Source organism: Marmoricola sp. URHA0025 HA25 (assembly GCF_054059435.1).
This window is the reverse complement of the sequence record NZ_JBSSCD010000001.1, coordinates 2977930-2993158: the sequence shown is the minus strand read 5'-3', so window position 1 is coordinate 2993158 and position 15229 is coordinate 2977930. Positions and strand designations below refer to the sequence as shown.

General features: G+C 70.9%; 14 protein-coding genes. 4 read left to right on the top strand and 10 right to left on the bottom strand.

The window, feature by feature from the left end; genetic code table 11:
- Positions 1–9: 9 nt before the first annotated feature.
- Both ACVW00_RS14730 and ACVW00_RS14725 read left to right on the top strand, forming a co-directional pair.
- Positions 10–444 (top strand): cyclic nucleotide-binding domain-containing protein, encoded by a 435-nt coding sequence (locus ACVW00_RS14730; RefSeq protein ID WP_457111649.1) that lies wholly within the window; start codon positions 10–12, stop codon positions 442–444.
- Positions 445–493: 49 nt separating this feature from the next.
- The gene (locus ACVW00_RS14725) at positions 494–799 is read left to right on the top strand and encodes a hypothetical protein (protein WP_457111648.1); all 306 of its coding nucleotides are present in this window, start codon (positions 494–496) and stop codon (positions 797–799) included.
- A 6-nt stretch (positions 800–805) separates the two neighbouring features.
- Here ACVW00_RS14725 and ACVW00_RS14720 read toward each other — a convergent pair whose 3' ends face one another.
- Entirely contained in the window at positions 806–1450 is a 645-nt protein-coding gene (locus ACVW00_RS14720) for a hypothetical protein (protein WP_457111647.1), read from the bottom strand.
- Between the two features lie 121 nt (positions 1451–1571).
- Between ACVW00_RS14720 and ACVW00_RS14715 the strand changes: the two genes are divergently transcribed.
- Positions 1572–2615 carry a glycoside hydrolase family 43 protein gene (locus tag ACVW00_RS14715; protein ID WP_457111646.1) on the top strand — a complete coding sequence of 348 codons (1044 nt, stop codon included), beginning with the start codon at positions 1572–1574 and terminating at the stop codon, positions 2613–2615.
- Between the two features lie 16 nt (positions 2616–2631).
- Here the strand turns inward: ACVW00_RS14715 and ACVW00_RS14710 are convergent, their stop codons facing one another.
- The 5 genes from ACVW00_RS14710 to ACVW00_RS14690 form a co-directional block, all read right to left on the bottom strand.
- Positions 2632–3780, bottom strand: coding sequence for a hypothetical protein (locus tag ACVW00_RS14710; protein WP_457111645.1), 1149 nt, complete (start codon positions 3778–3780; stop codon positions 2632–2634).
- Positions 3777–4283: a SigE family RNA polymerase sigma factor gene (locus ACVW00_RS14705; RefSeq protein ID WP_457111644.1), complete on the bottom strand. Its 507-nt coding sequence runs from the start codon at positions 4281–4283 to the stop codon at positions 3777–3779. The genes ACVW00_RS14710 and ACVW00_RS14705 overlap by 4 nt, the downstream gene beginning before the upstream one ends.
- A 127-nt stretch (positions 4284–4410) precedes the next feature.
- Positions 4411–4590 (bottom strand): DUF6104 family protein, encoded by a 180-nt coding sequence (locus ACVW00_RS14700; protein WP_457111643.1) that lies wholly within the window; start codon positions 4588–4590, stop codon positions 4411–4413.
- 3 nt (positions 4591–4593) lie between these two features.
- Positions 4594–8385: a multifunctional oxoglutarate decarboxylase/oxoglutarate dehydrogenase thiamine pyrophosphate-binding subunit/dihydrolipoyllysine-residue succinyltransferase subunit gene (locus ACVW00_RS14695; protein WP_457111642.1), complete on the bottom strand. Its 3792-nt coding sequence runs from the start codon at positions 8383–8385 to the stop codon at positions 4594–4596.
- Between the two features lie 116 nt (positions 8386–8501).
- Complete coding sequence (locus tag ACVW00_RS14690) at positions 8502–9986, bottom strand: alpha/beta hydrolase family protein (protein WP_457111641.1); 1485 nt, start codon at positions 9984–9986, stop codon at positions 8502–8504.
- Between the two features lie 161 nt (positions 9987–10147).
- Here ACVW00_RS14690 and ACVW00_RS14685 point away from each other — a divergent pair, with 161 nt between their 5' ends.
- Complete coding sequence (locus tag ACVW00_RS14685) at positions 10148–11524, top strand: FAD-binding oxidoreductase (protein WP_457111640.1); 1377 nt, start codon at positions 10148–10150, stop codon at positions 11522–11524.
- A gap of 7 nt (positions 11525–11531) precedes the next feature.
- Here the strand turns inward: ACVW00_RS14685 and ACVW00_RS14680 are convergent, their stop codons facing one another.
- From ACVW00_RS14680 to ACVW00_RS14665, 4 genes are all read right to left on the bottom strand, one after another.
- On the bottom strand, positions 11532–11753 hold the full coding sequence (locus ACVW00_RS14680; RefSeq protein WP_457111639.1) for a DUF4287 domain-containing protein: 222 nt from the start codon (positions 11751–11753) through the stop codon (positions 11532–11534).
- A gap of 673 nt (positions 11754–12426) precedes the next feature.
- Positions 12427–12948 carry an HNH endonuclease signature motif containing protein gene (locus ACVW00_RS14675; RefSeq protein WP_457111638.1) on the bottom strand — a complete coding sequence of 174 codons (522 nt, stop codon included), beginning with the start codon at positions 12946–12948 and terminating at the stop codon, positions 12427–12429.
- A gap of 58 nt (positions 12949–13006) precedes the next feature.
- Complete coding sequence (locus tag ACVW00_RS14670; protein ID WP_457111637.1) at positions 13007–13816, bottom strand: DUF222 domain-containing protein; 810 nt, start codon at positions 13814–13816, stop codon at positions 13007–13009.
- A 623-nt stretch (positions 13817–14439) separates the two neighbouring features.
- A complete protein-coding gene (locus ACVW00_RS14665; protein ID WP_457111636.1) occupies positions 14440–15201 on the bottom strand; it encodes a hypothetical protein in 762 nt (253 codons plus the stop codon).
- Between the last annotated feature and the right edge of the window lie 28 nt (positions 15202–15229).

Here is a 15229-nt window from a genome sequence, read left to right as displayed (position 1 = left end):
CGCCGCGGGATGACCTCCACCGGCCCGGCGCCGCGTGCGGACGTGGCTGGGGCGGTCGAGCTGCTCAGCTCGCTCGGCACCTTCGCCGGCGCCACCGAGGAGCAGCTGCAGCGGCTGGTCGAGGCCGGGTACGTGGTGACCGTGCCGCAGGGCTGGTCACTGATCTGGGACCGCACCCCGGCGGACAAGGCCTACGTCGTGCTGCGCGGAGAGGTGGAGGTGCGCCGCGACGGCCAGGCGATCGCCCGCCTGGGAGCCGGAGACGTCATCGGGGAGCTCGCCATCCTGCGTCGTCAGCTGCGGTCGGCAACCGTGGTCGCGGCGACGCCGCTCACCGTGCTGCACTTCGGCCGGGAGGCCGTCGAACGCCTGTACGCCGAGGTACCGGTGTTCCGCGACGCGCTCGACCGTGCGGCGGGCGAGCACACCGTCGCACCAGGCTGAGATCGGCGCCACGTTGCCCGCGACGCCGTGTGGACGACAGACTGGTGACATGAACGAGCGACTGAGCAAGGCCGAGATCCGCAAGGATGCCGTCCAGGACACCGTCCAGGCCGCCGCGGGCGCGGTGGGCCAGGTCGCCACGATCCTCACGAGCGCCGTCAAGGACGTCGCCGGCACGGTCGGCGGGTTCGCCACCGAGCTCTTCGAGATCCGCGACAGCGCGCGGCGCGCAGCCGCCGATCACGCCGAGGGACCGGCAGCGCCGCACGCCGACCTGCACATCGACCCCGATTCCCTGACCGGCGGCGTGGCGGCGCCGGGCGTGCACCCGGACCCGGACGCCCCGGTGTCCTGAGCCGGCTCAGCCGAAGGACATCCGGAAGTCCGCCTGCCGGAACGAGGCAAGGGTGTGCTTCCCGTGGAGCCAGCCGAGCGGCCCGGCGCGGTCGAAGTCCCAGTGCGCCCGGCACGGCGCGGCCTTCGACGACCCGGTCAGAGAGGCGGTGACCTCCTCGCCGTCGTCCCGGCGCTGCCAGGTGTCGCCCTTGAAGGGCACCCGGGGAACGAAGCGCGACGCGTCCACGAACCTGGCGGAGACGATCGGCTGGTCGCCCAGCGAAGCGCTCCAGGCCGTATGCGTGAGCAGTCCGTGACGCTCGGTGCGGTGGCTGAAGTCGCACAGGTCCTTGGGGATCGCCCAGAGCGCACGACCGCCGGCCACCGACGCCGGTGAGTCGACCCAGATGTCGGTGATGCTCACCGCCTTCGCGGCCTTGCCGGGCGCTCCCGTCGCGACGAGGTGGGCGACCAGCAGCTCGCCGTAGGTCAGCGGGCTCGGCTCGTCGTACCGGACCAGAGCGACCCCGTAGACGCCGGGAGCGCGGTCGGGATGGTCGCCCTCGCGCACCCGGAACAGCGACAGCCACAGCTGGCCGTGCATGTGCCAGGGCGCCGGCGGATAGGTGGTGTCGACGCCCGCGGGCAGGGGCATGTGGCCGGTGCTCATGGGGGCCAGCCTAGAACACGTTCCAGTTCGCTGGTCGATGTTCCGATTCGGCAGCCGCTGGGGACGATCCCTCCCATACTGGGCGTCCCCAGGCCCGCGCGACCGAAAGCTCTGCCCTCTCGTGACCTCACCGAAGACCGTCCTGACCGTCACCCTCACCTCCCTCCTGCTGATCCTGACCGTCGTGGCCGAGCCGGTGCTCGCGGCGGGCCGGCCCGACCGGTTCCACGCCGGGCACGTCTACCGCGGCTCCTTCCCCGATCCCGACGTCTTCCGGACCAAGCGGCTGTGGATCGCCTCGAGCACGACGATCGCCCGCCGCTCGCTGCCGATGCTCACCTCGGTCGACGGTCGGGTCTGGCGGGCCCGCCGCGCGCACGGAACCGGACCTCGGCGTACCAACGACGCCATGGTCGGCGCACCGCGCTGGGCCGCCCGCCACCCGGTGGGACGACGTCAGTTCCTGCCCATCTGGGCGCCGGCGATCGGTCGGGCGCCCAACGGCCGGTGGCTCGCGGCGTACGCCGTGCCGCTGCGCCGCCACCCCGGCAGGCGCTGCATCGGGATCGCCTCCTCCGCCAGGCCACTCGGCCCGTTCCGGCACCACCGGTCGCGGCCGCTCGTGTGCCTGCGTCACCAGAGCGCGATCGACCCGGACGTGTTCAGCTCGGGCCGGCACAGCTACCTGTTGTGGAAGACCGAGGGGATCCCCGGCCGGGTGAGCACGACCCTCCGGATCAGGCAGCTGGGCCGGAACGGTCTGTCGTTCAAGCGCGGGTCTCACGCCCACACGCTGCTGCGCACCGCACGGGGCTGGGAGGGGGCGGTGATCGAGAACCCGTCGATGATCAGGTACCGCGGCCGGCTCTTCCTCTTCTACTCCGGCAACCGCTGGTACAGCCGGCACTACGCGATCGGCTACGCGAGGTGCCGGTCCGTCCTCGGTCCTTGCCGCCGCACCCAGCGGCGCCCGCTGCTGTCCAGCGGCCGCGGCGTCGCCGGCCCGGGCGGCGAGTCGGCCTTCCGCGGACCGCGCGGGCGGCTCATGCTCGCCTACGCGGCCTGGCCCGCGGGACGGGTCGGCGACGAGCGCCGACTGCACGTCGCGACGCTGAGGCTGCGTCCGCACGGCCGGCTCGCCGTCGCGAGACGGTCTCGGCACTGACGAGGCCGCGACGTCCTCAGCCGGTGTAGGGCGTGCCCCACCAGAACACGTTGTCGGGGAAGCTCACCTTCCCGCAGCTCAGCTCGGCCACGTCGCAGGCCACTGCCTCCCGGCCGTCTTCGGAGTCGGCGTCGAGCCGGGCGATCACGACGTCGCCCGCCCACGTCCCCGGGTCGCCCACGACGACCGTGCGACCCGCACCCGCGTCGGCCTGCAGGACCACCCGGCCGGTCCTCGCCTCGACGACCTGCAGCAGCGAGCCGTCGTCGGAGGGACGGGCGTCGCCGGTCCGGAGCGCGTACCGGCCGTCCGGGCTGGCGTAGTCGACCACCTGGCCGGCGCAACCTTGCCAGAGCACCTTGTACGACGCCTCGTCGTGCAGGTCCCAGCACTCCCCGGAGACCTGCACCCAGACAGCGCGCGAGGCGTAGAGCGCCGACATCGAGTCGCCGGGCCCCAGGTCGTTCCAACCCGCCGCGACGTCGGCCGGGTCCAGCCGCCAGATCCGGTGGTTCCAGACGGCCCAGTAGTAGCCCGCGGTGGCCTCGATGTCGTCGACCCTGCTCGCCGGCAGGGGCACGTGCGCGGTGTGTCCGTCCGGCTGCACGACCACCAGCTGGCCCGGTGCGCCGGGCAGGTACACGGCGCCACCCGGCCCGGACGCGAGCGCCCGGTAGTCCTCACCTGGGCCCGCGGTCACGACCTGCTGCGGCTGGCCGCCATCGATCGCGAAGGAGAAGCCCGTGCTGGTCCGGTGCAGGGTGACCAGGCCGGCGGCACCCTCCACCTTGTTCGGCTCGACGTCGGCGAGGGTGTCGGGACTTGCAAGCTCGAAGCTCCGTCCGTCGGCACCGTGGAAGACGAAGTCCGTGTCGAGCCGGTCCAGCGGCGGCAGCGGCAGGCCGGGCAGGCTCGAGAGCGAGATCGTCGCGGTGTGCTTCGGGCTGGGAGTCGGGGCGATCGGCTGCGGCCGGTCCGACGGCGAGCTGAGGCGGGAGACGAGCACGATCGCTGCCAGCACGGCGACGACGGAGGCGATCACCGACGCGCCTCGACGGCGTGCGCGGATCCGCCGGGCGGCCCGCAGGCTGGGTCCGAGGGCGTCGTACGACGGCTCGACGTTCGCCCCTCGCCGGAGGGTCTCCTGCAGCTCGTTCTCGTTCATCGCTCCTCCTCGAGGACGACCCGCAGCCGCGCGAGGGCTCGCGCGCACTGGCTCTTCACGGTGCCCTCGCTCGACCCCATCGCGGCCGCAGTCTCGGCCACGCTCAAGCCTTCGTAGAAGCGAAGTGCGACGACCTGGCGCTGGCGTTCGGGGAGCTGGAGCACCCGAGCCCACAGGTCCAGGTCATCGCCTGCTCCGGTGGCCGGCGGTTCGGGCAGCTCCGCAGTGGGCTGCTCACGGCGCCGGAAGGCGCGGCGCCACAGGCTGTGGTTGGCGTTGACGAGCGCAGCCCGCACGTAGGCGTCGACGTCGCCGCGGCCGGCGACCAGCCGGTCCCACTTCAGGCTGACCCGCCCCAGCACGCTCTGCAGCAGGTCCTCGGCGTCGGCGCGGTTGCCGCAGAGCAGGATGGCGAACCCGAGCAGCGCCTGCTGGCGCGCCTGGACGTAGGCAGCGAAGTCATGCGGCTCGGTGCGTTGGCGCACTCCCGCTGCTTCCGTCATTCCCGTACCTCCGCCGGCCCGGTCCGTCGGCCCCCTGTCGGGGCTCTCGAGGGTGAAACGCCGTTGCCCCGCCCACGGTTGCACGGCCGCTGAGGATTTCTTCGGCTGATCGGGCCGTCAGCGGTGCTCAGTCGTCGTCCGGGTCGTCTCCGCGCGCCAGCCAGGTGGCCAGCCGCTCGACGGCGACCTCGAACTCGGGATGGATGTCGACGAAAGCCTGCAGCTGGTCGGCCACCCACGCCAGGGTGACCTCGTCGTCACCGCGACGCTTCTGGAGCTCCTCGATGCCGCGATCGGTGAAGTACATGGCTCAGGCGAACGCCTGGTCGAGCAGCGCCTTCTGCTCCTCGACGTGCCGCGAGTGCTGGCCGACCGCCGGCGAGGACGACTCGGGCCGGGAGATCAGGGCGACCTCCTGCTCGAGCTCGGGGAAGAGGTTCAGCCGGAAGTGCGGCGCGGGGCCCATGTTCTGCGGCTCGTCCTGGATCCAGCGGACCGAACGCAGGTTCGGGAACCGTCCCAGCTCGCCCTTGAGCTCTTCGACGGGTCGCGGGTAGAGCTGCTCGATCCGCACGATGGCGGTGGTCGGCTCGTCCCCCTGGCGCTTGCCACGCTCGACCATCAGGTCCCAGGTGATCCGGCCGCTGCACAGCAGGACGGTGGTGACCTTGTCGGGGTCGACCACCGAGTCGCCGATCACCGGCGCGAACGAGCCCTGGGTGAAGGCCTCCGGCTGCGAGGCGGCCTCCTTGCGCTTGAGCATCGACTTCGGCGTGAAGATGATCAGCGGCTTGTGCTCCTCGCCGAGCGCGTGCCGCCGGAGCAGGTGGAAGTGGCTGGCCGGCGAGGAAGGCTGCGCCACCACGAAGGCGTCGTCCGCCGCCATCGTCAGGAACCGCTCGATCCGTGCGGACGAGTGGTCCGGCCCCTGGCCCTCGTACCCGTGGGGGAGCAGCAGGACGACGCCGGACTGCTGGCCCCACTTGGTCTGGCTGGCGGTGATGTACTCGTCGGTGATGATCTGGGCGCCGTTGACGAAGTCGCCGAACTGGGCCTCCCAGCACACCAGCGCGTCGGGTCGGGCGACCGAGTAGCCGTACTCGAAGCCGAGTGCGGCGTACTCGCTGAGCAGCGAGTCGTAGATGTGGAACGGCGCCTGGTCCTCGGTGAGGTTGGCCAGCGGCGTCCACTCGTTGGCGTTCTTGCGGTCGATGATCGTCGCGAACCTCTGCACGAACGTGCCGCGACGGGAGTCCTGGCCGGCCAGCCGCACCGGCCGTCCCTCCATCAGCAGCGAGCCCATCGCGAGGATCTCGCCGGTGCCCCAGTCGATCGGGCCCTCGTTGATCGCCGCAGCCCGGCGCTGCAGCTGCGGGAGCACCTTCGGGTGCACGGTGAAGCCCTCGGGCGGCGTGACGTAGGCGTCGGAGATGCGCTTCATCGCCTCGGCCGAGATCGCAGTCGTGCTCGTCGAGCCCAGCTTCTTCTCCGGGTACGTCGGCACGGTGGTCCACTCGTCGGGCCGGGTGTCGGCCTCGCGGACCTCGGTGAAGACACGCTCCAGCTGCAGCTGGTAGTCCTTGAGGACCTGCTCGGCCTCCTCGACGGTGATGTCGCCACGACCGATCAGTGACTCGGTGTAGAGCTTGCGCACCGACCGCTTCTGCTCGATCAGGTCGTACATCAGCGGCTGCGTGTACGACGGGTCGTCGCCCTCGTTGTGTCCACGCCGGCGGTAGCAGACGAGATCGATCACGACGTCCTTGTTGAACGCCTGGCGGTACTCGAACGCGAGCCGGGCCACTCGGATGCACGCCTCGGGGTCGTCGCCGTTGACGTGGAAGATCGGCGCCTGCACCATCCGGGCGACGTCGGTCGCGTACAACGACGACCGCGACGACGCGGGCGAGGTGGTGAAGCCGACCTGGTTGTTCACCACGACGTGGATCGTGCCGCCGGTGCGGTATCCGCGCAGCTGGGAGAGGTTCAACGTCTCCGCGACCACGCCCTGGCCTGCGAAGGCAGCGTCGCCGTGGACCAGCAGCGGCAGCACCGGATAGGCCGCGCCCTTGTTGAGCACGTCCTGCTTGGCGCGCGCGATGCCCTCCAGCACGGGGTCGACGGTCTCGAGGTGGGACGGGTTCGCCGCGATGGACACCTTGATCTTGTCGCCGGTGCCGGCGAGGAACTGGCCCTCGGCGCCGAGGTGGTACTTGACGTCCCCGGAGCCCTGGACGGTGCGCGGGTCGATGTTGCCCTCGAACTCGCGGAAGATCTGGTTGTAGGACTTGCCCACGATGTTGGCGAGCATGTTGAGGCGGCCGCGGTGCGCCATACCGATGCACACCTCGTCGAGGTCCGCCTCGGCCGCCGCCTCGCAGATCTCGTCGACCACCGGGATCGTGGTCTCGCCGCCCTCGAGGCTGAACCGCTTCTGGCCGACGAACTTGGTCTGCAGGAACGTCTCGAACGCCTCGGCCTGGTTGAGCTTCAGCAGGATCCGGAGCTGCTCCTCACGGGGCGGCTTCTGGTGGGGCTGCTCGACGCGCTGCTGGATCCAGCGGCGCTGCTCGGGGTCCTGGATGTGCATGTACTCGATGCCGACGGTCCGGCAGTAGGAGTCGCGCAGGATGCCGAGGATGTCGCGCATCCGCATGAACCGGCGCTCACCGCCGAACGAGCCGGTGGCGAACTCCCGGTCGAGGTCCCAGAGCGTGAGGCCGTGCGACTCGACCTCCAGGTCGGGGTGGCTGCGCTGCTTGTACTCCAGGGGGTCGGTGTCGGCCATCATGTGGCCGCGCACGCGGTAGGCGTGGATCAACTCCAGGACGCGGGCCTGCTTGCTGACCTCGTCGTCGTGGTTGGCGGAGATGTCCTTGCTCCACCGGATCGGCTCGTAGGGGATCCGCAGCGACCGGAAGATCTCGTCGTAGAAGCCCTCCTCGCCGAGGAGCAGGCCATGGACCCGCTTGAGGAAGTCGCCACTCTGCGCGCCCTGGATCACCCGGTGGTCGTAGGTCGAGGTCAGCGTCATCACCTTGCTGACCGCGTTGCGGGTGAGGGTCTCGTCCGAGGCGCCCTGGAACTCCGGCGGGTAGTCCATCGAGCCGACGCCGATGATCGCGCCCTGGCCCTTCATCAGGCGCGGCACCGAGTGGTTGGTGCCGATGGTGCCCGGGTTGGTCAGGCTGATCGTGGTGCCCTGGAAGTCGGAGACCTCGAGCTTGTTGTTGCGCGCCTTCTTGACGATCTCCTCGTACGCCGTCCAGAAGTGCGCGAAGCTCATCGCCTCGGCCGCCTTGATGCTCGGCACGAGCAGCTGGCGGGTCCCGTCGGGCTTGGCCAGGTCGATCGCGAGCCCGAGGTTGATGTGCGCGGGCTGGATCAGCGTCGGCTTGCCGTCGACGACGTCGAACCCGACGTTCATCTCCGGCATCGACTTGAGCGCCTTGACCAGCGCGAACCCGATGATGTGGGTGAACGACACCTTGCCGCCGCGGGCGCGGGCGAGGTGGTTGTTGATGACGATCCGGTTGTCCCAGAGCAGCTTGACCGGGACCTGCCGCACGCTGGTGGCGGTCGGGACCGTCAGGCTGATGTCCATGTTCTGCACGGTGCGGGCGGGCGCCCCACGCAGCACGGTGTAGGTCGGCTCGTCGGAGGCCTCTGCGGCCTTCGGCTGCGACGGCTCCTTGGGCACCGGCTTCGATGCGGCGGGGGCGGGTGCCGAAGAGCGGGCCGGGTCGGTGGCCGCCGACGGGGTCGGTGCGACGGACGGCTTCGCGACCGGGGTCGGTGCGGCCTTGGCTGCCGGCTGCGCGGTCGGCGTCTGGCTCGGCGTCTGGGTCGTCATCTGGGCCGGCTTCTGGCCGTTGTTCACCGGCGGTGCGTCGGGGGTGGCGCTCTGGGCCGTCACTGTCTGCGCGGGCGACTTCGCGGCGGCGTTCGCGGGCGGTGCGCCGTTGGTGTAGCTCTTGAAGAAGTCCCACCAGGCCGGGTCCACGCTGTCGGGATCCTTCTGGTACTGCTCGTACATCTCGTCGACGAGCCATTCATTGGCTCCGAACGCCGCGAGGGGGTTGCCTTCAGTGGGCTCTGGCACGGCCGCGATTCGCCTCTTCCGATGGATTGGCCGGGTAGGTCGCTGACAAGGCTAGTCCGCGGCGTGTCGCCACGCAGCCCGCGCAGTGAGATGTTGCGCACGCTGGGTGACCGCGGTCATGGTGCGCAGCCACCCACGCCGGCGACGTCGCCGTTGGCGTGCCGGTCGGCCCCCGATCCGAACGCGTAGGCCGAGCAGTAGTAGAAGCTCAGCAGCGACGGCCGGTCGAGGACCACCGGTGCCCACACGCCGCCCCCGCGCGGCTCGAGGTACCGGGCGGAGGACGACAGCAGCTCGGCGTCGTTGCCGCGGTGCTTCAGGTAGCGGTCGAGCCACTCCTGCACGTAGCCGCTGGCGAGTGCCTGCCCCCACCTGCTCGCCGGCAGGACGTAGGGGATGTCGGCGTACTCGAGATGGGTGGAGGCGCGTGGCACGACGAGCATGCTGTCGACCCCGGCGGCGCGCCAGTCGTCGAAGCCGGTACGACGCTCGCGCATCGGGTCCGGGTTGCCGGCGCTCGGCACCAGGGAGCTCTCGCCGCTGAGGAAGTACGGCGCCACGGTGAAGCCGTACTCGGACTGGACGGCGAGCGCCGGGACGACCGGGCGGTTGTCGGCGTTGCTGCCTGCGCCCGGCAGGGCCGGATCGCTCGGCCCGGCGAGCTTGTCGAGCGCGACGACCGTCTCGATGCGCGGGTCCGTGGCCTGGAGCTTCGAGACCGCGAAGGCACCCATGGAGTGGCCGATCACGGCGATGCGGGTGGTCCGGCCGGGCGTGACGGTCGACAGGTCGGGGGAGTGGTCCAGCAGGGCGTCGTACGGGTTGGCGCCCGAGAGGAACCAGTCCAGGGCGTCCTCGGTGCCGGTGGTGAAGTTGGCGAGCTGCTGGAACGGCACACCGGGACAGCCGGTCAGGTTGCCGTCGACCGGGGCGGCGAACGGGTTGCAGAACGGCAGTGCTTCCGGGATGGGGACTGCGCCGGTCGTGTGCGGAAGGGTCTCGCTGGTGCCCTCGCCCTGCACGTCGTAGGTCAGCACCACGTAGCCGCGCTCGGCGAGGTCCTCCGCGAGCCAGACGTACATGCCCTCCGAGCCCTGGACCGAGCCCGGCGTGATCACGACGCCGGGGTACGGGCCGGTCAGCGGCGCACCGCTGTAGGGATCGGTGGCGCCGGGAAGGGGCGCGTAGACCGTGCCGCGCAGCAGCGCGCCGTACCGGCTGACGAACGAGACCTGCCGTGACTGCCCTCGGGTGCCGCTCCAGCCGGCGCGGAGCGGGTTGCCGACGTTCCAGCCCGGCACCAGGTTGGCCGGCGTCAGCGCAAGCCTCGTCGGGTTCGCCGCCTGGACGAGCAGCTGGGCGGCTGTGAGCAGGGTGGACTGCTGGATCAGAGCCGGCAGGTAGCTCGGGTTCGCGAGCTGCCCTCCCGGACCGGTGATCCGGCCGTAGGCGTCGGCGATGTTGCGCAGGTCGCGAGCGACGTACGCCGGGCTGTCCGGCTGGGGCGGGTCGGAGGCCTGTGCGGGTGCGATCGCGAGGGCGGCGAGGAGGCCGGTCAGGAGGACGGCGAGCGGGAGGGCGAGGCTGCGGGTCCGGGACACGCCGTGTCCAACGAAGGACCCCTCGATCGGGCACGACTCACGTCGCGGAAGGCCCCCGGCGCGCCGGATCGGGACAAGCCGGACTGACCCGCATGCGCTATTGCGTGCCGGGTCCGCAGGGGCGGACAGTCACAAGGATCCGACCGACCACGGGGGTCACCATGGAAACAGTGTTCGAGCTCGCGGGATTCAAGGGCACCGTGATCAATCCTGGTGACGCCGCCTACGACGCCGCCCGCACCGTCTTCAACGGGTTGATCGACCGCAAGCCCGAGCTGATCATGCGCTGCGTCGACGCCGAGGACGTGGCCGTCGCGATCCGCCAGGCGCGGGCTGCCGGTCGGCCGATCTCGATCTACGGGGGCGGCCACGGCGTGACCGGTTCTGCGGTGGTCGACGCCGGCGTCTGCGTCGACCTGCGTGGCATCGACCACGTGGTCGTCGATGCGGAGGCACGCACGGCTCGGGTCGGTGGTGGTGCCACCTGGGGCGCGGTCGACGCGGCCACCCAGGAGCACGGTCTCGCCGTGACGGGCGGCCGGGTCTCGACCACCGGGGTCGGAGGCCTTTCGCTGGGCAGCGGGAGCGGCTGGCTCGAGCGCACGCTCGGGTTCGCCTGCGACAGCCTGCTGTCCGCCGAGGTGGTGACCGCGGGGTCCGAGGTCGTCACCGCGTCAGAGGACTCGCACCCGGACCTCTTCTGGGCGTTGCGTGGCGGCGGGGGCAACTTCGGCGTGGTTACGGAGTTCACGTTCGCGCTCCATCCTGTCGGCCCGGTCGTCCTCGGCGGCATGCTGCTGTACCCCGGCTTCATGGCCAAGGAGGTGCTCCGCAACTGGCGCGACTTCATGCTCGACGCGCCGCGGGAGGTGGGGAGCGGCGTCGCCCTGATCACCGCGCCGCCCGAGGAGTTCGTGCCGGAGGCGGCTCGCGGGATGCCCGCCGTCGGCGTGATCCTGCTGTACGCCGGTGACGTCGACGAGGGCCGCCGGGTGCTGGAGCCGCTCACGTCGTTCGGCCCGCCGGCCGTCGACCTGGTGCAGCCGATGCCGTACGTCGCCGTGCAGCAGCTGCTCGACCCGCCGAACCCGAAGGGGATGCACAACTACTGGAGCGGCGACTTCCTCGCCGAGTTCCCGGACGAGGCCATCGACGCCTTCGTCGACAACGTCCAGCCACCGGTCTCACCGCTCACCCAGATGATCGTGATCGCCGGCGGCGGGGCGATCGCGGACGTGTCCGACGAGGCGATGGCGTTCGGCAACCGGTCGGCACCCTTCAACATGCACTACCTGTCGATGTGGCCGCCGGACCCGGCGCAGGACCAGGTCAACATCGACAAGACCCGGCAGATCACCTCGGCGCTGAAGCCGTGGACGACCGGTCACGTGTACCTCAACTTCATCGGCAACGAAGGTCAGGCACGGGTCGAGTCGGCGTACGGGCCGGAGAAGTACGGCCGGCTGCGCAAGATCAAGAAGGTCTGGGACCCGGAGAACGTGTTCCGGCACAACCAGAACATCCCGCCGGCCGACTGAGTCGCGCTCAGGCAGCTGTTGCGGTCGTCGCACGCACGTGGGCCACGAGTGCGTTGGCATGCCCGTGGCCCAGCCCGTAGTCGCCCTTGAGCCAGGTCACCAACTCCATGTGGCCGGCGGGTGCATGTGCGCGGATCAGCTCGAACCAGTGCTCGACCGGCTCGCCGTACTTCTTCTCGATCGAGGTGAAGTAGGACGCGGGTCCGGCGGGCTTCCTCTGCTCGTTCATGACAGGTCCTCTCGGTGGGTCTCTGCCAGTACGACGAACGGGATGAGTCGTTCTCGACATGAGCCCGGAGCCGGCCTTCGGCGGGGACCCAGCCGAAGGTGGCCGAGCAGCGAGGAACGAGCGTCCAGTCGAGACCAGGGTGGGGGTTTCGACAGGCTCAACCACCGGGTGGTCGAGCAGCGAGGAACGAGCGTCCAGTCGAGACCCTGGTGACGTAGGCAGGGACCGACCCGAAGGGTGGTCGAGCAGCGAGGAACCAGCGTCCAGTCGAGACCCTGGTGACGTGGGGCAGCGACCCGCCCGAAGGGTGGTCGGGGTTTCGACAGCTCAACCACCGGGTGGTCGAGCAGCGAGCTTGCGAGCGTCCAGTCGAGACCTGGTGACGTAGGCAGGGACCTGACCGATGGGTGGTCGAGCAGCGAGGAACGAGCGTCCAGTCGAGACCCTGGTGACGTAGGCCAGGGACCGACCCGCCCGAACGGTGGTCGGGGTTTCGACAGGCTCAACCACCGGGTGGTCGAGCAGCGAGCTTGCGAGCGTCCAGTCGAGACCTGGTGACGTAGGCAGGGACCTGACCTGAAGGGTGGTCGAGCAGGGAGGAACGAGCGTCCAGTCGAGACCTTGGTGACCCTGGGCGTGCTGGTGGCCCCGCCGGTGCTCGGCGGGGTGTGGGTCAGCTGGTTCGTCGTGGTGGTGGGTCGACTGGTGGTGGGGTGAGGTCGGTGGTGCCGGCTGGGTCGCGGAGGTAGGTGTGGCCCAGGGGGCTGCGCCACAGGTATGTGCCGGGTTCGAGGATCGTGTAGGTCCAGCCGCCGTGGGTCTTCATCCGGTGGTGGCGCCGACACAGGCAGGCGAGGTTCGAGGTGGAGGTCTGGCCGGGTGGACCGTCGGGGTCGTAGGCGATGACGTGGTCCTTGTCGCAGCCCTTGGCGGGTCGGTGGCACCAGGGGAAGACACAGGTGCGGTCCCTGAGCTCGACCTGTTCGGCGATCCGGGCCGGGACCGGGTAGGTGTCGGTGTGCTGGTGCTGGTTGAGGTCGATGACGGGTTTGATGATCACCCGACCGGTCTCGGGGCGACCGCACCACTGGGCGACCTGGGCGGCGGTGAGGAGCTGTCCGCCGGCGTTCTCGACCCACACCGGGGCATCGGGGTCGCTGGTGCGCAGCGTCTCGGCCGAGAGGTGGACGTACAAGACGATGTCGCGGGCCCGGTGTCGGCGGGTGACCCGCCCGGTCTCGGTGCGCTCGGGCTCACCGGGTGACCCAGCCGCGGTGGAGTCGGTCGGGACTGTATCCGGGGTGGAGGGGGAGTGGTTGTTGTCCGCGGGCGAGGATCCCCAGGGCTGCGGCCCGGCGGGCGTCCAACGGGTCGGTGCAGCCGAGGTCGGCGAGCTGTTGGGCGCCGGTGGTGATGGCGTCCTCGAGGCCCAGGGCGTCGGCCAGGTCGAGCTCGCCGTGGACCCGGGAGGTGCCGGCGAAGGAGACCTGCTGGTGGTCGATGGTGAAGTAGCGCTGGTCGGCTGCCCGGTCGCGCAGCTCGCGGGCGTACTCGGGCATGAACTGCGCGATCGCGGTCGCGACCAGCCGTTGGGTCTGGGCCAGCCCGGTGCGGTGCGCGTACGGCGCCACCTGGGCATCGAGGAACCCTGCGGCCTCCAAGGACAGGCACAGGGTCTCCTCGGCGACCCGCCTGGCTCGCCACGGTGCCAGGGATCCGTCTTGGACCCGGGCCCAGAGCTTCGGGAGGCGGTGGGCCAGCTCGAGGGCCTGGGCGATCAGGTTGCGGCCGGACCCGTCGGTCAACCCCAGGGCGGTGGCGAACTGCCCGATCGCGAACTCGCTGACCAGTGGGCAGCCTTCGCCGGCGATCGGGATCGCGGTGTCGCGGCCCTCGGGCACCCACCAGGTCGCGGCATCGTCGGGGTCGGTCACCGTGTGCAGGTGCGCCCAGGTGACGGCGTCGGTGAGCAGCTGTGCTTCCGCGGCGTTCGCGGTCGCTCGGGCCCGACGAGCCGAGGCCAGCACGGCCGCTGCGTCCAGGGTGGTGGTGCCCGAGTCCATGGTTTGAATCTAGGGCTGACCACCGACAGTCCTTGGCCCGAAAGCCCGTGGGGGTAAGGGAATCCGCGAACTTTCTTGTGAGATTTTCCGGCCGACCTCCTCGACCACCGAACCAGCCGGGTTGCGACCCTGCCCGACCTCACCAAGTCTCGACTGATCGCTCGCAGGCTCGCTGCTCGACCACCGGTAGTTGGGTCGGTGCCCCGCGTCACCGGGTCTCGACTGATCGCTCGCAGGCTCGCTGCTCGACCACCTGGGGTCGGGCTCGCGACGCGGCGTCACCGGGTCTCGACTGGTCGCTCGCAGGCTCGCTGCTCGACCACCTGGGGTCGGGCTCGCGACGCGGCGTCACCAGGTCTCGACTGGTCGCTCGCAGGCTCGCTGCTCGACCACCTGGGGTCGGGCTCGCGACGCGGCGTCACCAGGTTTCGACTGATCGCTCGCAGGCTCGCTGATCGACCACCTGGGGTTGGGCTCGCGACGCGGCGTCACCGGGTTTCGACTGATCGCTCGCAGGCTCGCTGCTCGACCACCTGTGGTTGGGCGCCCGCCCAAACTCGTCCGGCCTCGACCACCTGGGGTCCGGTCGCTGCCCGGCGTCCACGGGTCAGACACCGCGCTGGTCAGTCCGGGCGGACCGCTACTACGGCCTTGTGGTCCGACGGGGTGGTGAGCAGCGTGACCCGCGACGCGGGGCCGGGGCCCTGCACGTCGTCGAGCTTGCGGGTGCCGGTGCCGATCGTGCCGGGCCGGTGCTCCCGGCCGTCCCACGCGGAGGTGAGTCCGGTGAGGCGCAGCCTGTCGAAGTTCGAGTCGCCGACGGCGTACACGACGTGGCCGGCCTGCTGGTGCTCGGCGATGAGCTTCTCCAGGCGCCGTACGTCGCTGCGGTGCCGGGCCTGCAGCCGCGGGCGGCCGGGGTGGTACGCCGCGTCCACCTCGACGCCGGGCGTGAGGTGGTAGCTCAGCATCGCGACGGTCCGGTCCACCTGTCGGTCCCGGAAGACGCCGACCGTGACCACCCGCGGCGGCTCGAGCCCCAGAGCCCGGTCGGGCCGGTCGGAGCGGCCGAAGCCGCTGACGAAGACGACGCGGGACGAGACCGGCTCGAACCGGTCGGCGCGCGCCCCGACGACGTTGCCGCCGGCCACCGCCGAGACCCAGTGGTACGCCGGGTTGTGCGGTCGACCGAGCAGCCCGGTGCCCAGCGCGGGGATCACGCGCACGTCGCCGAACTGCCGCAGCAGCCGGAGGCGGCTGACGTACCACTCCTGCAACCCGACGAGGTCCGGCTCGTGGGCGAGCACCTGGGTGAGCGCCGTGCGGGCCTCACGCTCCGGGAGCTTGTAGAGGATGTTGGCGCTCGCCACCACGGTCGTGCTCATGGGCAGGAGTCTGCCGCCTGCGTGCCCT